The organism is Metallumcola ferriviriculae, assembly GCF_035573695.1.
GTDB lineage: Bacteria > Bacillota > JADQBR01 > JADQBR01 > JADQBR01 > Metallumcola > Metallumcola ferriviriculae.
Genome location: NZ_CP121694.1, coordinates 3,690,919 through 3,708,642, shown reverse-complemented (window position 1 = coordinate 3,708,642; position 17,724 = coordinate 3,690,919). Strand labels below are relative to the sequence as shown.

Below are 17,724 nucleotides of genomic sequence, written 5' to 3'. Positions count from 1 at the left end.
TTTGATACTTGCCCGTTAAATAAAGTGACAATACATTGTACAGAGCATAAACAGCTACTGCTGCCACAGTTGCCCACAACGGTGCATCAATTAGAATCATTAAATAAGCAATGCCAATAATAAACCATTGCGTAATCACCAGATTTAGCCTTTGCCTTATTCCTAATCATCTCGTTGCGCTCATCGTTGAATTCAATTTCCTTTTGTTTTTTAACATAGGGGTGTTTTTCTTCATAGAGTTGGGTAAAAAGATTTGAAATACTCATTCCAAATAACCCCGCACCGATACCAAGCATAACACCTGATACTGCCTTAACTTCCTGCCCATTCAATGTAAAAGCAAGGGCCACCAAGCCAACTCCCAATACGAGTATAAAGAAGTGAAAAGAAGTTTTCTTAAACAAATCTATTCCTCCTCAAAGATAAAAATGTCCTCAATAGACATGTTAAAGTACCTAGCAACTTTAAATGCTAAAATGATTGATGGGTTATATCTTTCGTTTTCCAGCGAGCCAATTGTCTGCCTTGATACTTCCAAAGCGGCTGCCAGTTCTTCTTGCTTAATTCCTCTCTGTTTTCGTATTTCTTCCAACCGATTTTTCAAAACTACATCCCTTTCAAAATGTTATGGAAAGCATGCTTTACATCTATAATGTAGCAGGTCTGGATAAGGATGTCAAGTAAACTTTCCATTGGTTTTGCGGCTGTGTTTTCCTGAGGAGGTTTCAATATTTAGCACTTATCATTTAGTACAGCGGCAGTAGTTGCTGGTAAAAATTTGCAGGTGAACTAAGGGAGGTGCCGAATACATAGATAGTGGAGGACTCTTTGTGAAATAGGAAGAAGATTCTTTTGTACCTTAGTTATCTACCGAAAGACTGTCCTAGCAATAATTTGTCCGATGAGGTGAAGATATGAAAATCGTTATTGCTGGTGGTTCTGGGTTTATCGGGAGAAAATTAGCTGACTTACTTATCGAGGAAGGATTTGAATTTCTATTTCCTACACTTGAATTAGCTTTGGAGAATTTACTTACTAAAAGTAAATAACTATCAAAAGTTTACATAGTTGGTTCTTAGGATTTTTCTATTTAGTGAAAAAGGGGATTTGGACAAGTATTTTTGCCAAAGAACTCCGTAAAACTGCAAAATAACTATTATATTGAATTTAAGATAGATACAGAGGAGTTAAATGAGTCAAGTGTCATTACTGGGATAGAGATATTCCCTGTTGGTTGGGGTTTTGGATAAGAACGGGATGACACTTGAGCTGGGGGAGTATTGATGAAAAAAGGTCCAAAGATTATTTTAGTTCTCATGGCTGCTATAGGGGTGCCCTACTACACATATGTTAATATTGCTATTCAAGAAACAAAGGCAGTGCCGTTACCTCTTAAAGAAGCTATCCTTGATTTTGACGACAGCGGGCTGGCTCTAAATCACGATGCTAAGGGCACGCTTTATATTATTAATAATGGCCCACACGAGCTTACTATGTACAGCTTATTGAAGAGTTATAAAATTGATGCTGTTGATAAAGAGATAGTAATTCATACGGATGCCCTAAACGCCAATCCAAGGAACGATTTTCAAGTAATGAAAATACCAGAGGGAAAATACAAGGATATAGTCTTTAACGGTAGGGTTAAAGTTAGGGTGGAATTCTTCAGAGGGCATATGCTGTACGAATATGATTTGGCTAATAAAAGGTCAAGAAGGACAGAACATGCCTTTGTCGGGAAATAGCCGTTTAGGGCAGATAAGTTATCGGATGCCTTTAATGTAAAGCCTATTACATTCTTCGGGTTAAAGTATGCTGATATTGCTATTGACGCAGATGGTAGTTCAGGAAATATCTAGAGATAATTTGGCAACATCCTTTTACAGTTAAATACAAATGAGCTATCTATCAACTAGGCCTATGACAGAAATGTTAGGCCTTTTCTCTTTAAAAGCGAAACTTTTTTACAGTCTCGTGCATCTTTATATAGAGAAGGAAAAAACAGTCTATGCAAAATTCATTTCCACAAACAAATCTGGAAACCTACGAACAAATTGTTACCAAGCACCAGAGCTATATCTATAATCTTGCATACCAGCTGTGTAATAACAAGCATGATGCAGAAGATCTGACCCAGGAAACATTTATAAAGGTATTCCAGCACATGAATAGGTTTCGGGGAGATGCTAGTTTAAAGACATGGATCAGTAAGATTGCCGTGAATACATTTTTAGCTAAGAAACGAAAAAAGGGAGAACACATGTCAATTTCTCTTGGATACATAACGCCCGAAGATTCTTCTATCGACCCTGAACGGGTGATAGTACGGAGGGAATTCCAGTGGTGCATACACCATATTTTAGAGCAGCATATGCCTAAGCATTACAAGGTGGTATTGGTGTTGAGGGACTTAAATGAGTTTAGCTATAAAGAAATATCCAGCATGTTAGAAGTTCCTGTCACTACAGTAAAATCCCGCTTACACCGAGCAAGGAAGCTATTACTACCAAAGAAATTAAACTATAAATTTTCTGGACCGTTCATTGCTAATTACTTAACAGCCAAGGCGGGAATGTAGTCAAGGGCGAGCGCAGCGAGGGCGTATGCCTTTACCCTTGACGGAATGGACGGATTGGCTATAATGGTTTGGCAATGAACGGGCTGAAATTTTATGAATGCATTAGCATTTAAGGCTTACTGTCCAAAATTAGGGGGTCAGTCCGAAAAGATTAGTTAACTTAGACAGCAATTTGGAAATTCCTTATGGGGGAGCCTTCATGGAAGTGAAAAGATACTAGCAGCAATAAGCCCCCCACAAAAAAGTGTGAGCTGGTAATTTCTTTATGTCTTACACACTGCTTTTTGCGCACTAAAAGGTGAATTTCCTAAGGGAAAGGTTGTTCCAGAGATGAAAAAACGGATTATTCTTACTGTTGTAGCACTTCCGTTGTTATTAGGGATGTCATTTATGTCGTATAACTATTTCATAACTGAAACCCATATAACATTTCAAACGCTAAGTGAAGCAGAGAAAGAAATAGGTACGATAAGAATTCCCAAGTTGTCGTCCGATTATCGCATTACCAGAGTTACTTATGATAATGATGGTTTTACCCATCCAGTAACAAAGGTATTTTATCGCAACCAAGCCCAAGAAGTTGTTTTTATGATAGCCTCAGGTTGGTTTGAGGAGTATCCAGCTGAAGTTATTGAGCATCAGGATATTAAGGATATAAAATGGATAGCCAATGATGAAGAATACATTTTACGGTGGAGATCATCTAACAAGGAAAGCTATAAGTTTCTAATAACAAGTAAGGAAGAAGATAAAGAATGGTTTATCGGATTGGCTGAGGAATATGAAAGGTTGTGAAAGGGTGGATCCGTTAGATTTTTTGTGCAATTCATTGATGAAGGCGAAAGGAGACCTACAACTTGAGAACATCTGAAGAGAAGATACTTGCAGGAATAGCCCATCTTGGCATTCTATTTAGAACCAGTGGGATAACAGTCGCTCTAATAATTTATGTGATACAAAAGGATAAATCAAATTTTGCCGCAGAACATGCTAAGCAAGCTTTGGGTTATCAAATCACTTTAGCCATTCTCTTTTACATTCCTGCATTGTTTGGGTTTAGGACACTGGGTTGGGGAGGACATGTTTCACCCGTTCCAGGGTGGTTGCTGATTTTTTGGGGACTAACTCTATATGCAATTTATGCTGCTATTAAGGCATTCACGGGGAAAGGGTTTGAGTATGCTGTTATTGGCGACTTCATTAGAAGAATTTAAAGCGGAGGTGTAAAAGAATGAGTGGTACATTACCACCTGATACCCAAGACAACTCAAGAAGATATTTTGACTGGGTATTCAACTTCGTAGTTATTCTGCTCAGTATGGTGCAAGCTGTTCTCCTGGCTGCCATGGTTTTAACCAGTTTAAACACCAGTCTTGGTTTTGGATTAGTAATTTCCAAAAAGATTACCTGGGACATTGTTATAGGAATATTCTTTGTTATAGCGGTGGCTTATTACTGGCGGCTACAGAGAAAGGTATTCTTAATGGTATCATTTGTTGGGTTGCTGTCGTACATTGTTCTGCGGTTATGGCCTATCATCACATAGGTTTCTTATATGTTTTACTAAGGGGGATGAATACTTAGAATGTATGATTCTTTAATGTTAACTTTTGGGGCATTGGTAATAACTGGCCTGTCCGTTTTACTCGCCGCTGAAGGGATTACATGGCTGTATTGGGTAGGCGGGTTGTCTATGTATTTCTTTAGTTACATGATTTCTTCAGTTTATGCCTTAAGCATCTCCTTTGTAATTCTAGCCCTCGCCTTAGCCTATGCAATGAAATGGATAACAAGTTTTAGAAAGTTTCTTATAACGGTTATTTCTGCTATTGTAATCTGGAGAGTAAGTATATTAATAACGGATGATTCCATACTTTTTCTACCAGCTGCATTTATTTTTAAAGTGTTTGGGTTAAGTTAATTCCCTTTCCTTAGACGCTTGGACTAACTCTGGTAAGTATTTTTGGCTATATACCAATATCATACTCAATTGGTATGGAAGATGGCACGGTTATGGTTATAGATGTTACTGGTATGTATAGCGATAAAAGAACCATTAGTTATCTAGCTGCCGAACAGTATCCTGAGCTTTTTAAATGGATGGATGAACGATTAAAGGGGTAAGGAGTGGGAGGATGAAACGACATCTTTTGGTTGCCCTTATCATTGTGGCAGTCTCTCTGACTTTATTTGGCTGTTCTTCTAGTGGAAGTAAACTAAAGGTGGGCGAAACCTCGTCAGGTGATGAGGATAGCAAAACACCCACTCAACAAGACAGTGAGGCAGAACAAAGTATTACTGATAATGAAGACCAGGAATTGTTGACCAGTTTTAGCATCAAATCTGTAGCTCAAGATACTTATAACGGTATTGCTATAAAAACGGTGCTTCCTGAATATCCTGAGGAAGACTATACTATTAGCTTTGTAAATAAGGTAGGAACCAATCTGCTTATTGGGCTTAGAAGCCGAAATGTTTCAAAGTTTTCATTAATTACCTACAACCTAAAGACTGCTTCGAAAAAAGAAATTTACAAAGGGACAGGCTCTGTAGGTTTCCATTCTGGCTTCAAACTGTTAAATGACGGAAAAAGGCTTGTACTCCAGATTAGTGATAGGGCTTTGTTTTTGTATAGGGATAAGTTGGAAGTCTTAAATGAGGTTCAACTGACAGAGGATATATGGTCATATGACATATCCTATGATGGTAAAAAAATAGCTTATAGTAGGGAAGGTGACCTTTATGTATCAGATATTGATTTTTCCAATCCCCAATTGCTTGTCAAAGGGATTAAGCGCACCACAAATGATGAATTCTACGGCACTTGGTTAAAGCGGCCTGCGCAGCCAAGATGGTCACATGATGGCACTAAAATTCTTTATATTATCGCTAATTATGAAAGCTCTGAGGGAATCGAAATTGTTAGCATTGATGGTTCCAGCAAACAAATTATCAAAAGCGAAATGTTTGGTCCAAATAGAGCAGCATGGCTATTTAATGATCAAAAGATATTTGTAGAGCAGGTTATGGGAGCATCCAAAATCTATGTTTTAGACTTAGCAACAAGTGAGTTTGAATATACCAAAGAAACAAGTCCAGAATATTCTTCACCTAGCCCTACGGAAGAAAGGTTTTTCTATAAAGCGGCAGGTAATATGTATGACGAGCCAAGTCAGTTTTATTTAGCGGATGCTTCAGAGGAATACCCTATTACTCCCATGATTAAAGATATAGTTCGTGGTGCAGCGTGGAGTCCTACTGGCAATGAGGTTATTATCTTAACTGACCAACAAATTATTATTCTTACCGTATCAAACGGGCTGAATTCTTCCCGTGAAGGCCAACTCCAGGTTCAAAATGGTACTTTTCAAGAAATAAGTGCCCGTTTAAAACAGAAAGAAGACCTTCGTAAAGCAGACTGGTCACCAGATAAGAGTGCAGTTATTTTTAGTTTGAATAATGACCCATGGGAAGAAATGCCAATATATCTCTGGAAAATTGGACAACAGCAACCTACCCGTCTGGATATGAAAGGTCCGTCTGCAATCAGTTGGTCTCCAAACAGTAAGTATGTCTGGATAAGTTTGGGAACTTCCATGCAGGGGCAAGGGGTAGTGTTAAAAGCCGATACACAGAAACAGGTTTTATCAACTACAACTGTTGGAAATGCTGTTTGGTCTCCAGATACTGAGTGGTTGGCATTAGGGGTATTAAGTGATATAAGGGCGAATGCAGTGGTAGAGCCTGAAAACACGGTTGACTTGGGTTTATTTAACCCTAAAGACAGGAAACTGCATATCTTAGCCCAAGGAGACAGTGACTATTACTATATGCCAAAGAAATGGGAAGGAAACAGACTGCACAGTATCAAGGGTTATTATTCAACGCAATACCAAGACGGTACACAGGAAGAAGAAGTGCGTACTATTACTGAAAACTTGTACGATATAGTACCAGCAGTACCCAAAGATGAGGTCTTTAAGGAGTTTGACGAAGGTTCGCAATCAATTTGGCTGGTTGGAAAAGGTGGTGTCAAGAATTTGGTAGCCACCTTTGAACATGGTCTTTACCAGGCGCCTCAGATTTCTCCTGATAAAAGTAAAATTTCTATGATTAGAGTAACGGAAAGTATGGGTGAGTCTGCTAGTGGTTTTCCTGTGGTTTACGATATTCACACTGGCCAATTAAAACACATAGGCTCTAAGGTGCCAATGTTCATTTGGACCTCAGCCTGGGCTGATAATTCGAAAACATTGTTGCTGGACGGCGAAAGGATATTAGATACTGAGAACTGGGAGACAGCTGAATTAGAGTATAACGGTAATAATTATAATTTAGGAGCGAAGCCGTCAGCCGATGGCGCAAAAATTGCCATGTTCACTTGTCAGGGGGAAGGCAGCCCTTTAAAATTCTTGCTATTTGATGGCCAAGGCCAGAAGATAAAAGAAATTGCTACAAAGCTATACCCTAAAATCAGCGATGATGGCTTTGGTCCTTTACCCGTCAATTTCTACTGGTTAAGTGACAATAAAAGGATAGTAATGGAATGCTGGCGGCAGCAGGAATATCTAAGTGACATTTATTTATTTGATACTGATACAGAACAGGCCGAAAAAATAATTGATAGTGCTCATAATCCTGCATTATTCAAGGACAATAAACTTGCGGTTTTACAGATACAAAGCGAGCCGAGGTCTTACTACAAAACGATACAGATATATGACTTGAAAGGTAATCTGCTATCTGAAAGTGATTTTAACCTGGGCGATGTGCGTATTGGGGAAATGGAGTGGGGTGAAAAAGGAAAACGGTTATTCATCAATGCAAGTTTTATTGTAGGTAACAGGGTGGACAGAAATGGAGTAATTATATGGAATATTGGTGAAGACACAATAGAAGAAATAATTTACGGTCCTAGAGGTACTAATTATTTTGGTTTGAACGAAGATGAGGATTCCCTATTTTTTATGGAGTATAAGTAATGAAGATTGCTGAGAGGGAGAAGCCCATACGCATAACGGAGGCGTGTAAGAAATGTTTTTTAAACGAAGATCGGATAAACATTTAAGCAAAATTATACTGATGGCTATATTGGTTTTGGGTTTAATTATCATTGGTTGTACACCCAGTAAGCCAAAAGAGGTAAAGGACCAAGAGGTGCGAAATGAAATCGGTGAAACTATTATTATGGAAATTGAGGGGCAGCAGGTGACTCGCAGGGAATTCGAAAGTAAGATACAGACCATAAAAGATAATATGGCCAGGATGGAAGAATTCCCAGAAGACTGGCCCTCGGAAGATACCAAGGCCAAAGTCACAAAGCAATTAGAAGTAATGAAAAGCTACGCCCCGAAACTGATAGCCTATGCATCTTTGCTGTCGGATTATACTCAATACGCTGCTGCTAAAAAACTTGGCATATCGGTATCGCAGGAAAAAATTAATAAACAAGTTGAGGCTACCAGAGAAAGAATTGATGAGCTGCCCGAAGATATTCAAAATTACATTGACACAGTTGGTGAAAAGTATTACTGGGAAACATACCTGCCCAGAGGTTACGAAAGAGCATTGGCCCGTGCAGAACTCAGAAATAAAATTACATCTGAAAAAGGAAAGGAAGGTTGGGATGAATACCGTTTTGACCTCATAAAAGAAACAGATGTTAAGGTTATAGACCCAGAATTGGAAGGTCTTGAAAAAGAAAGGGCACTTGATTACTTGGAGGAGTTCAATGTAGCCAGCAAATAGACATTTCTAAACCCAGTTAACTGCGCTGGGTTTTGCATGGAAAATATTTGCAGGTAACTGCGGGAGATAAGTAGTATATATGGAAAGTAAGGAGGGAATCATTTATGAATTGGAAAGCTGTTTGGAAAACCGTAGGCCTGTTTTTATATGTAATACTAGTCGGGTTTGTTATTTACAAAGGAGAAGCTTACGGAAAAGAGTTGCAGTCAATATCTGCTGCTACTTTTAACATGTATCCTGCTATTATTTTTAACGGCCTATTTCCGATACTAATCGGACTGTTACTCGGAATACCTGAGCTGGTCAGCGAATTAAAGAAGTCAGGTAGATGGCGCTGGAATTGGGTTAAGTTTTTGGGCGTAGGGTTACCTACTTTTATAGTTGCTCTAATACCGCTGGTAGCTTACTCTCCTATTTCTAAGTACTTTTACCTGCTAATACTTCTATTGGGTAGAAATCAACCAATTTTAATTTTAAGTGGTGTAGTATTTGGATATATATTCTTAACCTCACCATACAAACAGGCAGAAGCGTGAAGGGAATAGGAGGAGGAGAGGTTTTATGCGAGTTTTATTATTAAGGCTAATAATCGTGGCACTGGGATGTGGTGCGTATACCTACTACTATATACCGTACCGAAAAGCTGTATTCACATTGAACTATGAACAGATGACAAGTACTTTTCCAGTAGTTACTCTGGTTCTTATACTCACAGGCTTACTGCTGGAGTTAGTACCGTTTAATAAAGGGCTTAACCTTGCTTGGGGGCAACTGCTTCTTACGATTCTTGTTATGGGTGCGGGGATATTGCTTGTTAGCCCTTATGGTACCAAAATACTTGGCTTAGATTTAAAACTGTGGGGGACTGCTATGCTGGCGTTTCCGTTAGTAGGCATTCTTTTTGGTATTTTAGTTGGTAAGGCACTTATTTGGGAGGAGTAAGGAAATGAGGTGGGGCTCTTTGTCTGCTTCAAGTAAAGGCAAGCAACCAAAGGATATTGGCATACCTTTTATAATAATCTTTACGATAGCTGTGGGTTACATAAAGATAATCCCTGGCGGTATTACCGTGAATGAGGCCATTAGATATTCTTTACAGTACATTCCCGTTCTAGCATTTACGGCATTTTTGGCATATATACTATCAAAAATTTTGCGCAAATATGTTTCCTCAAATAATCCTGCTCTTGTTAGCTTTATTAGTTATTAACCTTGGTGCAATTAGTATCTTAAGCCATATGGGAATCCCTTTGCAATCATATTTAAATAACTTAGACAGCATGTATTCCCATTTTATAGGCAACTTTGAAGTGGTTCTTGGGACAATAATGGGACATTCTGTTTTGGAGTTGAGTAAAAAAGCGGTTAGTTGAAGTTTTTGGTTAATTAAAGGAAGTGGTTACTATCAAAAAATTTCTTTTAATCGGGTTAGTCTTATTGTTGGCGAGCGGGTGCGCTAGTCAAAATGAAGTCGATAAAATCATAGAAGAAAAAGAGGAACTGACCCAGAAAGTAGCTGATTTAGAGAAAGCAAACTGGAAGTTATATGATGAAACTGTACAATATAGCCGTCAAATTACCAAGCTAGAAAAAAAGATAGATAGGCTTGAATTAACAGAAGACCAGTTGATAATTGATACAAGGCTCAATCTAGATGTATTAGAGGTAATCTTAAAGTATTTCGAGGGTATTAAAGAGAATGACGATGATAAAATCAAGTCGGCGGTAAGTTCAGATTATTTCCCCCAGGTCAAAAAATTACTTAACTGGAATGAAGAAGTCGAGAATTTGAAAGAGATTGGTTTTATGGGAGAAAGAGATGTTGGTCGGCCTGAGGTTATTACTGGTGTTTCGTGGGTTAGGCCAGATGGCAATGTGAACGGCAGGATGTTCGTTTTGCAGAAGTTCCAAGATGGGTGGGAGATAGTTATGATTGACTAATTTTATCCTCATATGAAATCTAACGAATAAAATTAAGACAAAACGCCCCAGTGACAGCGCTATAACTTAATTTAATAACTAATCTACCTTTGCCTATATATGTTTCCAGATTGCATAGCCCAGAATAGACCCGACCAATATACTTGGCCCGCCTATTTTGGAACTTATACCAGTAAAGCGGTAGAAAACTTGGCCTGGTCCTAAGTGATCAAACGATACAGCGATACTATAGTTTGCAATAATGGAGACAATTATGACCAGCGTTGCCGACCCAATATATCGCCGAAGAACTACGGATAACCAGTATGTAACGAAAGCTGAAAAAGCGAGCTGTTGCAGGTAAAGAATACCAGGAATGGTTCGAAGGTAACTCATAATGAAGCCAATCAATATTGCAGATATTACTATGATGATACCTTCTATGGTGCTTTTAGATGACGGTTTTAGCACATTATTCATGGTTATCCCTCCGTGGCTCAATGGTTTCAGAACTATTTTTAATCAGATTTTTTATCCTCTTTTAGAGCTCGTTCAATGCTTATCAATCGATTTTTTATTCGGGAAATGTCTCTTGGTAATTTAATTAGGATATAGAGTACAGCCAGTAGAACCATTAGAACTAGGGCAAAGTTTATTATTTGAAAGATAGTAGTCCAGACATTGAACATCATTTCAGAACTCCTTTCAGAATTCACTTTCGCATTTCCTTCTTACTTCCGCTTATATAGGCTTGTATCCTGCTATTTAGTAATATTATATGGAAAAATATTGAAGGAGGTCTACTGCCGCTACTGAATTTTTGGGGGAGGGTTTTAATGTTTATCAAGGGTTTAGCAGTAGGAATTGGTGTCGTCTTATTTATTGCTATTGCGACTAGAGACATAACCTTAATTAATAGGTATGCTACTTATTTCGGGCTGGGATGCTGGCTACTATCTGGTGTTTTTTCAGGTGCGTTTGTCAGTGGCCATCAAAACCGAGCAAATTTTAGTACTGAAACTAAAGAGGACAGGAAAGAAAGACAATCATTAACTCTTGCCTGTTTCTATGCTGGGATTCCAGGGATTTTGGTTGCAGTTGCAATTTACTTAATCACTAAGTAGTTCACTGGGAGGAGAATTAATGAAAAGATACTTATTAGGCTTACTACTAATGGTGCTTATCGTTTCAGGCTGTGGCCGATTTGATTTATTCACCACCCCTAGAATCAACATAACTGCTAGAGTGAGCAGGTTAACTCAGGAGGAATTTGAGAGTGTCGGAACTGCTGGTATAGATAACCCATCTATAAATGATTTTCGGAAACTGGAGTTTCAAGTAAAGATTAGTAATTCGTCGCATGTGACCGATAAAGAACTGGAAGTGCCTACAGTGCAAGATTTCCAGGCGGCATTGGACAAAGATACTCATCGAGCCTGGTCTGGGGGCTCTTCGTATCGGAATGCTGATGGGGAAAAAGTTTCTCTAGCCGAATATCATGCATTTATTTATGCCAGAGGGCTATCTGAAGAAGAATTAAGGGTAATGTTAATTCCTTTGCAAATATCAATCGGTTGGCGAAATAAGGATGGGAGCAGATTTAGTCAGGATTACTATTTAGGTCAAGTATTGGAGTTTAAGGAGTGAACGGGTTAGAGGCTGAAATTAATTGTGCGGGAGGCAGTGGTATGGGGTTATGGGTAATAGCAATTATATTAGGTGTAATTGCCTGGAACTTGAAAACTGGTATAGAACGCATTGAGAAGAAACTGGGGGATATTTTTGATGCACTCAAAGAAAAGGAATAACTACCCATTACCTTTATGGTTTGGTTTTTCATTAGTAGCATTTCTTATATTTCAATGGGTGAGTCCTTATGTATATGCAGCACTCTTTGCTTATCGAGCAGCCGATACCGTTGACTGGGCTATTAAGGTATCGCTTATAGGGTATCCAATGTATGCAGTAATTGCCTTTATCCTGTTGGTACTAATACATAAGGTGAACAAGAAAGAAGTAACTACTGCACTAAAGTTGCTCTTACTTCCTTGTCTTTACATCGTGTTTTTTATACTTCCGATATTTGTACAGGAAGTATTTTAGTGAATGGAAACACCGACGAAAGAGAGGGTATGGCTTATAGAATTCTGGTAACCAGCGTTCACCTGGAATGGCTCTTCCTAGGAATTTAAGGAATGGATTAAAGAACTACTTAGCTATTATATTTATTGAGGAGGGTGTAAATGAGCAAAGAAAAAGGACTTATGATAACAATTATAATCTTGGCAGTTTCCTTTCTAGTCGGGTCCTTCTGGATTTCAAAGGGTCTTGAACAGGTGGCAAATAGCCTTAGTCCATCCAGGGAACCGAGGGATGATATGGGGTTACAGGAAGTGGCCTCGGAAATAAAGAATCTCCGTAAAGATCTGAGTAAGGCTGAGTCAGAAGATAGCTATATGTATCTTAAAGGTGCGGCTGATTATCTAGGGCTTCCCCAGAACGGATTGGAGTTACTGCTTCAGCAAGGTAAAATCGACATCCCTTATATTGAGCAGGATGGTATTTATATATTTTATAAAGAAGCACTGGATGAGTGGATGCGGAATTTGAAACAGGAGGAATATCACATATACCAGTGAAAATAGCTTAATTGAAGGGAGGAATAGGAGTGTCTTTTGAGCAGTTACCGTATTACCTTGTCATTCTACTGCTATTATCTTTTGTATTGTTCTTCGTCATTAAGTATGCAGTAAGAGAGGCCATATTAGAGGCTTTGATAGAGTTAAAGCAAGATGAGGGAAAGACAGAATAGAGTTGCCATTAAAATAGTATGAAAGGGGGCAATCATGAAGTCGAATAAGTTACTCAAGTTTATATGTATCTTCGTTTATGCGGTATTTTTTCTATATATTGTATTACAAGCTGAATACTATCGGGCAGCGCCAAAATTTGATATTTCCGTTTCAGATATAAGATTATATCATTTCATCTCATCTGTAGTTATCCCTTATGCGTTAGGCTTATTAATCAGTTTGCCCAGTTTCATTAGTGCATTTAGAAAACAAGGCAAATGGAAAATTGACTGGATAAAACTACTAGCTGTTGGACTGCCAGCACTGTATATTGCTATCCATCCTTTGATTTTACCTACAACACTTGGTATGTATATATACTCTCCGACATTTCCTCGATATTACAGCGACTTACCCTTAGTGCTAAGCGGGGTTGTACTTGGATACTTAACTTTAAGTGTAATTGGCAAGAAAGAACAGGAGTGAGCCCTTAGAGTTTAGGAATGTTCGGGTGCCCAAAGAGGTTAGCCTGGCGGGTATTCATATAGGAGATTCAAAGAAAGATGTAATTAAATCACTGGGCAATGATTACAGTACTAGAGTTGTTGAGGATATTATAGGTTATTACGGAGAACCGCTTGAACACATGGAGTATAGTAAAGGCGCTGAGGTGGTTGTGGAAAAGAAACCAGCAGAGTGTATATCGTTTCTGTCTTTAGTCCCGAAATTAAAACCGATTTAGGGGTGAGGGTAGGGGATAGTGCAAAAGAGGTACTGGAAAGGTTCCGTTCGGAATATGAGGGATTTGAGGGCGATAACAGTGATGGAAAAAATATAGGCTGGTTTTTGGTAAAAGGAGCAGATGATGAATAGTAGCGTTAGCGAAAGCTCTAAAGTAGAAATTATAAGGTTGTATGGTGGCTATCTTGATTAGCAAGGGATTATGACTCTAATTATGGGGAGGGGTACAATGCGTAAGCATTTCGTTTTTGTTAATGTAATGATTTTTGCTCTGCTTACTTTCATTTCCCCTGCATATGCAGGCATGGATAACTCCGTACATATTGTAGTTGATACGCATTTTCTCAATACGGATGTTAAACCTAGAATTGAAAACGGCAGGACATTGGTTCCTTTGCGGGCTATTGCAGAAGAACTGGATTTTAAGGTTCACTGGGAAACTTCAACCCAAACAATACACATCTGGAAGGATTCAGTAGATATAAGCCTAGGCATTGACAAAAAGATTGCACTTATAAATTCAAAAAAAATGGAGTTAGATGTACCGCCAAAGATTATATCAGGAAGAACTCTGGTTCCACTGAGGTTCGTGTCTGAAGCGTTGGGTCGGAATGTCCACTACACAAAGCTCAACAACTATACCCCAATGATATATATTACAGAATATGATTTACTGGATGATGAAGATGTGAAGGTTCCCAATGATAACTTCATAAAGAAACAGTCAGATCCTTATGAGCCGCCTGTATATGTGCTGAAACAAAATAGCGAGACTCGAAGGAATATCAAGCTTGGTGATACAGTAGAAAATGTTCAAAGGCAGTATGGTGTTCCACTTAGAAGCAGTATTGATGAAAATGGTAACGGTAATCTTATTTATACTACTGCATTTATTCCTGAAACGGATTCGGGATTAAGGATGGTTCTTAAATTTACGAATGGGGTACTGGCGGAAGTTGCAATACCATTGATGTAACGGGGGGTATGAAACAATGGAGACCAGGAACTATTCAAACTTCAATCAGGCTGTTAAAAAGGGCGTTCTTATTTTCGGCTCTTTATCCTTTCTGTTTAATCTCTATGCGATAGTGGTTTTAAATAAATCGGCAGCACCCATGGACTTAGTTCATATCCTACCTGGGTTTGTTGTAAATGCAATCTGGGAGGGGGCTATCTCGCCTCATACACCAGGAGCAGTGTTTTTGGTTACTACGGTTATAACCGATGCCTTTATTGGTGCGGTATTTGCCAGCATAATGTGGTTAGTAGGAGTAAAGCAGGAAAGGTTGGCGGCGTTTTTGGTACCGCTCTTTCTGATATTATGGTTTATTGTTATTCCCATATTGCCTTTTAGGTGCTAATTAGCAAAGTGAAGAGCGTTTTATACAAGAATGGATTGTCTAGGTTAGTATTTTTTTGATAAGGTGTTGAGTGGAAAATTATATATATATAAGTATCTTAAATTTGAAAGGTGGGTGGACAGGATTATGAAACTAATATATTCCATTTGTATTGGCGTATTTATATCAATGGCCTTTTTCCCTTCAGTATTATGGGCTAACCAGTCTATTGAAATCATGGTAGATGAAGAGAAATTAAATTCTGATGTACCTCCTTTAAAGGAGGAAAATAGAATATTTATTCCTCTAAGGGTAGTTTCTGAATCATTGGGAGCAAAGGTGAAATGGGATAACAGTAAAAAGACTGTAACTATAACTAATATAGAAAATAATGTACATTTAATGATAGGTAAGCTTAAAGCGTACATAAATGGAAATAGTATTGCCTTGGATGTTCCCGCCAGGATAACAGACGGAAGAACATTAGTTCCATTGCGATTTGTCGCCGAGGCATTAGGAGCAGATGTATATTGGGATGAAAACTCTCAAATCGTCTGGATAAACAATCAATATGTATTGAGCAGCTTAGAGAATGGAGAGGGTTATATTTTAAATCCTGATAATGGTCTTCTTTACTACGCAGATAAGGATAAAAGCTTCACAAAAATTTCTGCTTTAGGTTTAACTGATGGGTTTCTAAAAATGGAGGTACAGCAAACGCCGAACGGAAATAAGATAGCTACAATTGTTAATACTTATGGAGAACCCAGTATAATTAATAAGGTACACAGTCTGTACCTATACAAAAATAAAGTAAAACATCGGGCAACAGCAAGATATTTTAATAGGTTTGAAAAAAATGTAACATTGTTCGAAGACAAAGTGGTTATTACAGATGGTAAAAAAGCGTATTTAATTTCTGATATTACAGGAGAGGTACTTGAAGTTTATGACTTGCAAGAACTGGGGGAAAGTAAAGGGAATTATTTTATAGAAGGGATAGGTGAAAATTTTATATTAATTAGGCATAATAGTGCGGGTTTTCTAACGCTTATAAACCTTGTGGCTGAAAGCAAGGTCTTACTATACCAAGAACTACTGAACGAAGTTGAAAAAGAATTTGTTGAAAATAATGATGTGCCGTATCATGGGGATTATTTGCGTTTTACTGGTAAAAAGGACCAAACTTTATATTTTGAGAACAGAAGGTTTATTGGAGATAAAGAAACAGATAATTATCAATATGTATTAAAGTAACCATCTCCAATAACTTGTCGTATTTTACAGTAACTTTTTAGGGCCATTTAAACTGGCTATTTATTCCTATTTTTGAGGGGTTGTGTGAGTGCAGCGGTAATAGCGGTTCAAATATTTAATTCTTTAATGCTGGGGCTAAGAGTTATCTCTGGCATATATGTGTGGGTTAATGCAAGGAAGATTGGGATGAACCACTGGGTTTGGACGATATTAACGGTTGCTTTATTTCCGATAGGGCTAATCAGTTATTTGCTTTATCGTTATCTGAAACTAAAAGGTAGTTAGCTTTTTATAAGTGGAGGTAAGCCAGTGACTACTAATATTGTTAACGAAATAAAGAACTTGGTAATTTGCTCAGTAGCAACTGTATTAACGATAATTGTTTTCGAGGTTGCTTTATCAACGGCTGTACTTTATCGTCTGGCTAGGCTGACTGATAAAGTTCGTATTCAACTAGGACTTATGCCTGAACACATGTTGCCTAAGTTAACAGGGGGATACTCTTACTCAATAGTCCTTGTAAATAAAGCGGCATTTATATTATTAAGCCTGATCTTCGGTTTTGTGGCTTTTAAATTAATAAGTAAAAGGGGTACAAAATTCTCAGGTTGGATTTATGGAATTTTTATGACAGTTATCTTTTACTTTGTTGGTTCAGCACTTGTAATAATAAGTAAAGACCCATTTAACTGGCTTGCTGTTATGTTTGGGGTTCCTGTGACATTTTTTATTCAAAGTTTTCTGGCAACCTTTTTATTAAAGAAGGCTAATAACAAAAATTCCTTGTGTAGTTAAGATTGTAAAGTGCAGCAGTTTGAGCTAAGTGTGCATCTCATTTGCCTGTTTAATAGCTTATTGAGGAAGGAGGTGGAATAACATGAAGAAGATTCGGATTATCTCATTTATTATGTTGCTTTGTATTATTCTTATCTTGGGTATCGCATGCTCAAGTAAGAGTGACCCAAACAGCGAAGCTGAGCCAGTAGAAAAACATTTAAGTGATTTATCTGTCCGATTCATCCAAGCTTCCGTCAACGGAGATAACGAAACGGCTAACAAGTTAATAGTACCTGATCAAGGCGTAGGGCTTTTAGCTAGTAAGGGTACAGATGTCGTTAACATTGAGCCGCTTGATGTAACTAAAACAGATGATACCTATATAAGCCGAGTAAAAGTTGAAGGAAAAACGGAAACTGTAATACTGGATATATCTTTCGAGAACTGGGATGGGGAATGGAAAATCTCAGGTATTAGTATGAATAAGCAGAATGATAGCAAATAAAAAAACGGATTTAAATTATGCCCTTAGATGCCTGGTTTTTTGCAAAAATCTTAAAAAATTTCACAA

The 17,724-nt window shown here is 38.1% G+C and carries 28 protein-coding genes; 25 read left to right on the top strand and 3 right to left on the bottom strand.

Translation table 11 applies throughout. The features are described from left to right. Nucleotides 1–86: 86 nt before the first annotated feature. Both MFMK1_RS18400 and MFMK1_RS18395 read right to left on the bottom strand, forming a co-directional pair. Nucleotides 87–404, bottom strand: coding sequence for a hypothetical protein (locus MFMK1_RS18400; RefSeq protein ID WP_366923135.1), 318 nt, complete (start codon nucleotides 402–404; stop codon nucleotides 87–89). A gap of 2 nt (nucleotides 405–406) precedes the next feature. Beyond that, on the bottom strand, nucleotides 407–604 hold the full coding sequence (locus MFMK1_RS18395; protein WP_366923134.1) for a helix-turn-helix transcriptional regulator: 198 nt from the start codon (nucleotides 602–604) through the stop codon (nucleotides 407–409). Between the two features lie 310 nt (nucleotides 605–914). Between MFMK1_RS18395 and MFMK1_RS18390 the strand changes: the two genes are divergently transcribed. The 12 genes from MFMK1_RS18390 (at nucleotide 915) to MFMK1_RS18335 (ending at nucleotide 10,267) form a co-directional block, all read left to right on the top strand. After that, nucleotides 915–1,049: a hypothetical protein gene (locus tag MFMK1_RS18390; RefSeq protein WP_366923133.1), complete on the top strand. Its 135-nt coding sequence runs from the start codon at nucleotides 915–917 to the stop codon at nucleotides 1,047–1,049. Nucleotides 1,050–1,283: 234 nt separating this feature from the next. Next, complete coding sequence (locus tag MFMK1_RS18385; RefSeq protein ID WP_366923132.1) at nucleotides 1,284–1,745, top strand: hypothetical protein; 462 nt, start codon at nucleotides 1,284–1,286, stop codon at nucleotides 1,743–1,745. A 263-nt stretch (nucleotides 1,746–2,008) separates the two neighbouring features. Further along, nucleotides 2,009–2,578 carry an RNA polymerase sigma factor gene (locus MFMK1_RS18380; protein WP_366923131.1) on the top strand — a complete coding sequence of 190 codons (570 nt, stop codon included), beginning with the start codon at nucleotides 2,009–2,011 and terminating at the stop codon, nucleotides 2,576–2,578. 390 nt (nucleotides 2,579–2,968) lie between these two features. Then, on the top strand, nucleotides 2,969–3,373 hold the full coding sequence (locus tag MFMK1_RS18375) for a hypothetical protein (RefSeq protein ID WP_366923130.1): 405 nt from the start codon (nucleotides 2,969–2,971) through the stop codon (nucleotides 3,371–3,373). A gap of 62 nt (nucleotides 3,374–3,435) precedes the next feature. After that, nucleotides 3,436–3,792, top strand: a complete 357-nt coding sequence (locus MFMK1_RS18370; protein WP_366923129.1) for a DUF4870 domain-containing protein — start codon at nucleotides 3,436–3,438, stop codon at nucleotides 3,790–3,792. A gap of 17 nt (nucleotides 3,793–3,809) precedes the next feature. Beyond that, nucleotides 3,810–4,124 carry a hypothetical protein gene (locus MFMK1_RS18365; protein ID WP_366923128.1) on the top strand — a complete coding sequence of 105 codons (315 nt, stop codon included), beginning with the start codon at nucleotides 3,810–3,812 and terminating at the stop codon, nucleotides 4,122–4,124. Between the two features lie 39 nt (nucleotides 4,125–4,163). Next, nucleotides 4,164–4,499 carry a hypothetical protein gene (locus MFMK1_RS18360; RefSeq protein WP_366923127.1) on the top strand — a complete coding sequence of 112 codons (336 nt, stop codon included), beginning with the start codon at nucleotides 4,164–4,166 and terminating at the stop codon, nucleotides 4,497–4,499. Nucleotides 4,500–4,713: 214 nt separating this feature from the next. Continuing rightward, nucleotides 4,714–7,560: a TolB-like translocation protein gene (locus MFMK1_RS18355; protein WP_366923126.1), complete on the top strand. Its 2,847-nt coding sequence runs from the start codon at nucleotides 4,714–4,716 to the stop codon at nucleotides 7,558–7,560. 52 nt (nucleotides 7,561–7,612) lie between these two features. Then, complete coding sequence (locus MFMK1_RS18350) at nucleotides 7,613–8,326, top strand: SurA N-terminal domain-containing protein (RefSeq protein WP_366923125.1); 714 nt, start codon at nucleotides 7,613–7,615, stop codon at nucleotides 8,324–8,326. 104 nt (nucleotides 8,327–8,430) lie between these two features. Beyond that, entirely contained in the window at nucleotides 8,431–8,862 is a 432-nt protein-coding gene (locus tag MFMK1_RS18345) for a hypothetical protein (RefSeq protein WP_366923124.1), read from the top strand. A gap of 25 nt (nucleotides 8,863–8,887) precedes the next feature. Continuing rightward, complete coding sequence (locus MFMK1_RS18340) at nucleotides 8,888–9,268, top strand: hypothetical protein (RefSeq protein WP_366923123.1); 381 nt, start codon at nucleotides 8,888–8,890, stop codon at nucleotides 9,266–9,268. Nucleotides 9,269–9,763: 495 nt separating this feature from the next. Beyond that, a complete protein-coding gene (locus MFMK1_RS18335; protein ID WP_366923122.1) occupies nucleotides 9,764–10,267 on the top strand; it encodes a hypothetical protein in 504 nt (167 codons plus the stop codon). Between the two features lie 93 nt (nucleotides 10,268–10,360). Here the strand turns inward: MFMK1_RS18335 and MFMK1_RS18330 are convergent, their stop codons facing one another. Next, the gene (locus MFMK1_RS18330) at nucleotides 10,361–10,726 is read right to left on the bottom strand and encodes a hypothetical protein (RefSeq protein WP_366923121.1); all 366 of its coding nucleotides are present in this window, start codon (nucleotides 10,724–10,726) and stop codon (nucleotides 10,361–10,363) included. Nucleotides 10,727–11,082: 356 nt separating this feature from the next. Between MFMK1_RS18330 and MFMK1_RS18325 the strand changes: the two genes are divergently transcribed. From MFMK1_RS18325 to MFMK1_RS18265, 13 genes are all read left to right on the top strand, one after another. After that, nucleotides 11,083–11,370: a DUF5316 domain-containing protein gene (locus tag MFMK1_RS18325; protein ID WP_366923120.1), complete on the top strand. Its 288-nt coding sequence runs from the start codon at nucleotides 11,083–11,085 to the stop codon at nucleotides 11,368–11,370. Nucleotides 11,371–11,389: 19 nt separating this feature from the next. After that, nucleotides 11,390–11,893, top strand: a complete 504-nt coding sequence (locus MFMK1_RS18320; protein ID WP_366923119.1) for a hypothetical protein — start codon at nucleotides 11,390–11,392, stop codon at nucleotides 11,891–11,893. Further along, nucleotides 11,890–12,054, top strand: coding sequence for a hypothetical protein (locus tag MFMK1_RS18315; RefSeq protein ID WP_366923118.1), 165 nt, complete (start codon nucleotides 11,890–11,892; stop codon nucleotides 12,052–12,054). The genes MFMK1_RS18320 and MFMK1_RS18315 overlap by 4 nt, the downstream gene beginning before the upstream one ends. After that, nucleotides 12,032–12,349, top strand: coding sequence for a hypothetical protein (locus tag MFMK1_RS18310; RefSeq protein ID WP_366923117.1), 318 nt, complete (start codon nucleotides 12,032–12,034; stop codon nucleotides 12,347–12,349). Before MFMK1_RS18315 ends, MFMK1_RS18310 begins: the two co-directional genes overlap by 23 nt. A gap of 140 nt (nucleotides 12,350–12,489) precedes the next feature. Next, nucleotides 12,490–12,885 carry a MerR family transcriptional regulator gene (locus MFMK1_RS18305; RefSeq protein ID WP_366923116.1) on the top strand — a complete coding sequence of 132 codons (396 nt, stop codon included), beginning with the start codon at nucleotides 12,490–12,492 and terminating at the stop codon, nucleotides 12,883–12,885. Between the two features lie 29 nt (nucleotides 12,886–12,914). Further along, complete coding sequence (locus MFMK1_RS18300) at nucleotides 12,915–13,058, top strand: hypothetical protein (RefSeq protein WP_366923115.1); 144 nt, start codon at nucleotides 12,915–12,917, stop codon at nucleotides 13,056–13,058. Nucleotides 13,059–13,092: 34 nt separating this feature from the next. Continuing rightward, nucleotides 13,093–13,524, top strand: coding sequence for a hypothetical protein (locus tag MFMK1_RS18295; protein WP_366923114.1), 432 nt, complete (start codon nucleotides 13,093–13,095; stop codon nucleotides 13,522–13,524). 210 nt (nucleotides 13,525–13,734) lie between these two features. Next, nucleotides 13,735–13,911 (top strand): hypothetical protein, encoded by a 177-nt coding sequence (locus MFMK1_RS18290; protein ID WP_366923113.1) that lies wholly within the window; start codon nucleotides 13,735–13,737, stop codon nucleotides 13,909–13,911. Between the two features lie 97 nt (nucleotides 13,912–14,008). Then, nucleotides 14,009–14,755: a copper amine oxidase N-terminal domain-containing protein gene (locus tag MFMK1_RS18285; protein WP_366923112.1), complete on the top strand. Its 747-nt coding sequence runs from the start codon at nucleotides 14,009–14,011 to the stop codon at nucleotides 14,753–14,755. 16 nt (nucleotides 14,756–14,771) lie between these two features. After that, the gene (locus MFMK1_RS18280; RefSeq protein ID WP_366923111.1) at nucleotides 14,772–15,140 is read left to right on the top strand and encodes a hypothetical protein; all 369 of its coding nucleotides are present in this window, start codon (nucleotides 14,772–14,774) and stop codon (nucleotides 15,138–15,140) included. A 126-nt stretch (nucleotides 15,141–15,266) separates the two neighbouring features. After that, nucleotides 15,267–16,376, top strand: a complete 1,110-nt coding sequence (locus tag MFMK1_RS18275) for a copper amine oxidase N-terminal domain-containing protein (RefSeq protein WP_366923110.1) — start codon at nucleotides 15,267–15,269, stop codon at nucleotides 16,374–16,376. Nucleotides 16,377–16,685: 309 nt separating this feature from the next. Further along, nucleotides 16,686–17,171: a hypothetical protein gene (locus MFMK1_RS18270; RefSeq protein ID WP_366923109.1), complete on the top strand. Its 486-nt coding sequence runs from the start codon at nucleotides 16,686–16,688 to the stop codon at nucleotides 17,169–17,171. An 82-nt stretch (nucleotides 17,172–17,253) separates the two neighbouring features. Further along, on the top strand, nucleotides 17,254–17,658 hold the full coding sequence (locus MFMK1_RS18265; RefSeq protein ID WP_366923108.1) for a hypothetical protein: 405 nt from the start codon (nucleotides 17,254–17,256) through the stop codon (nucleotides 17,656–17,658). Nucleotides 17,659–17,724: the final 66 nt, after the last annotated feature.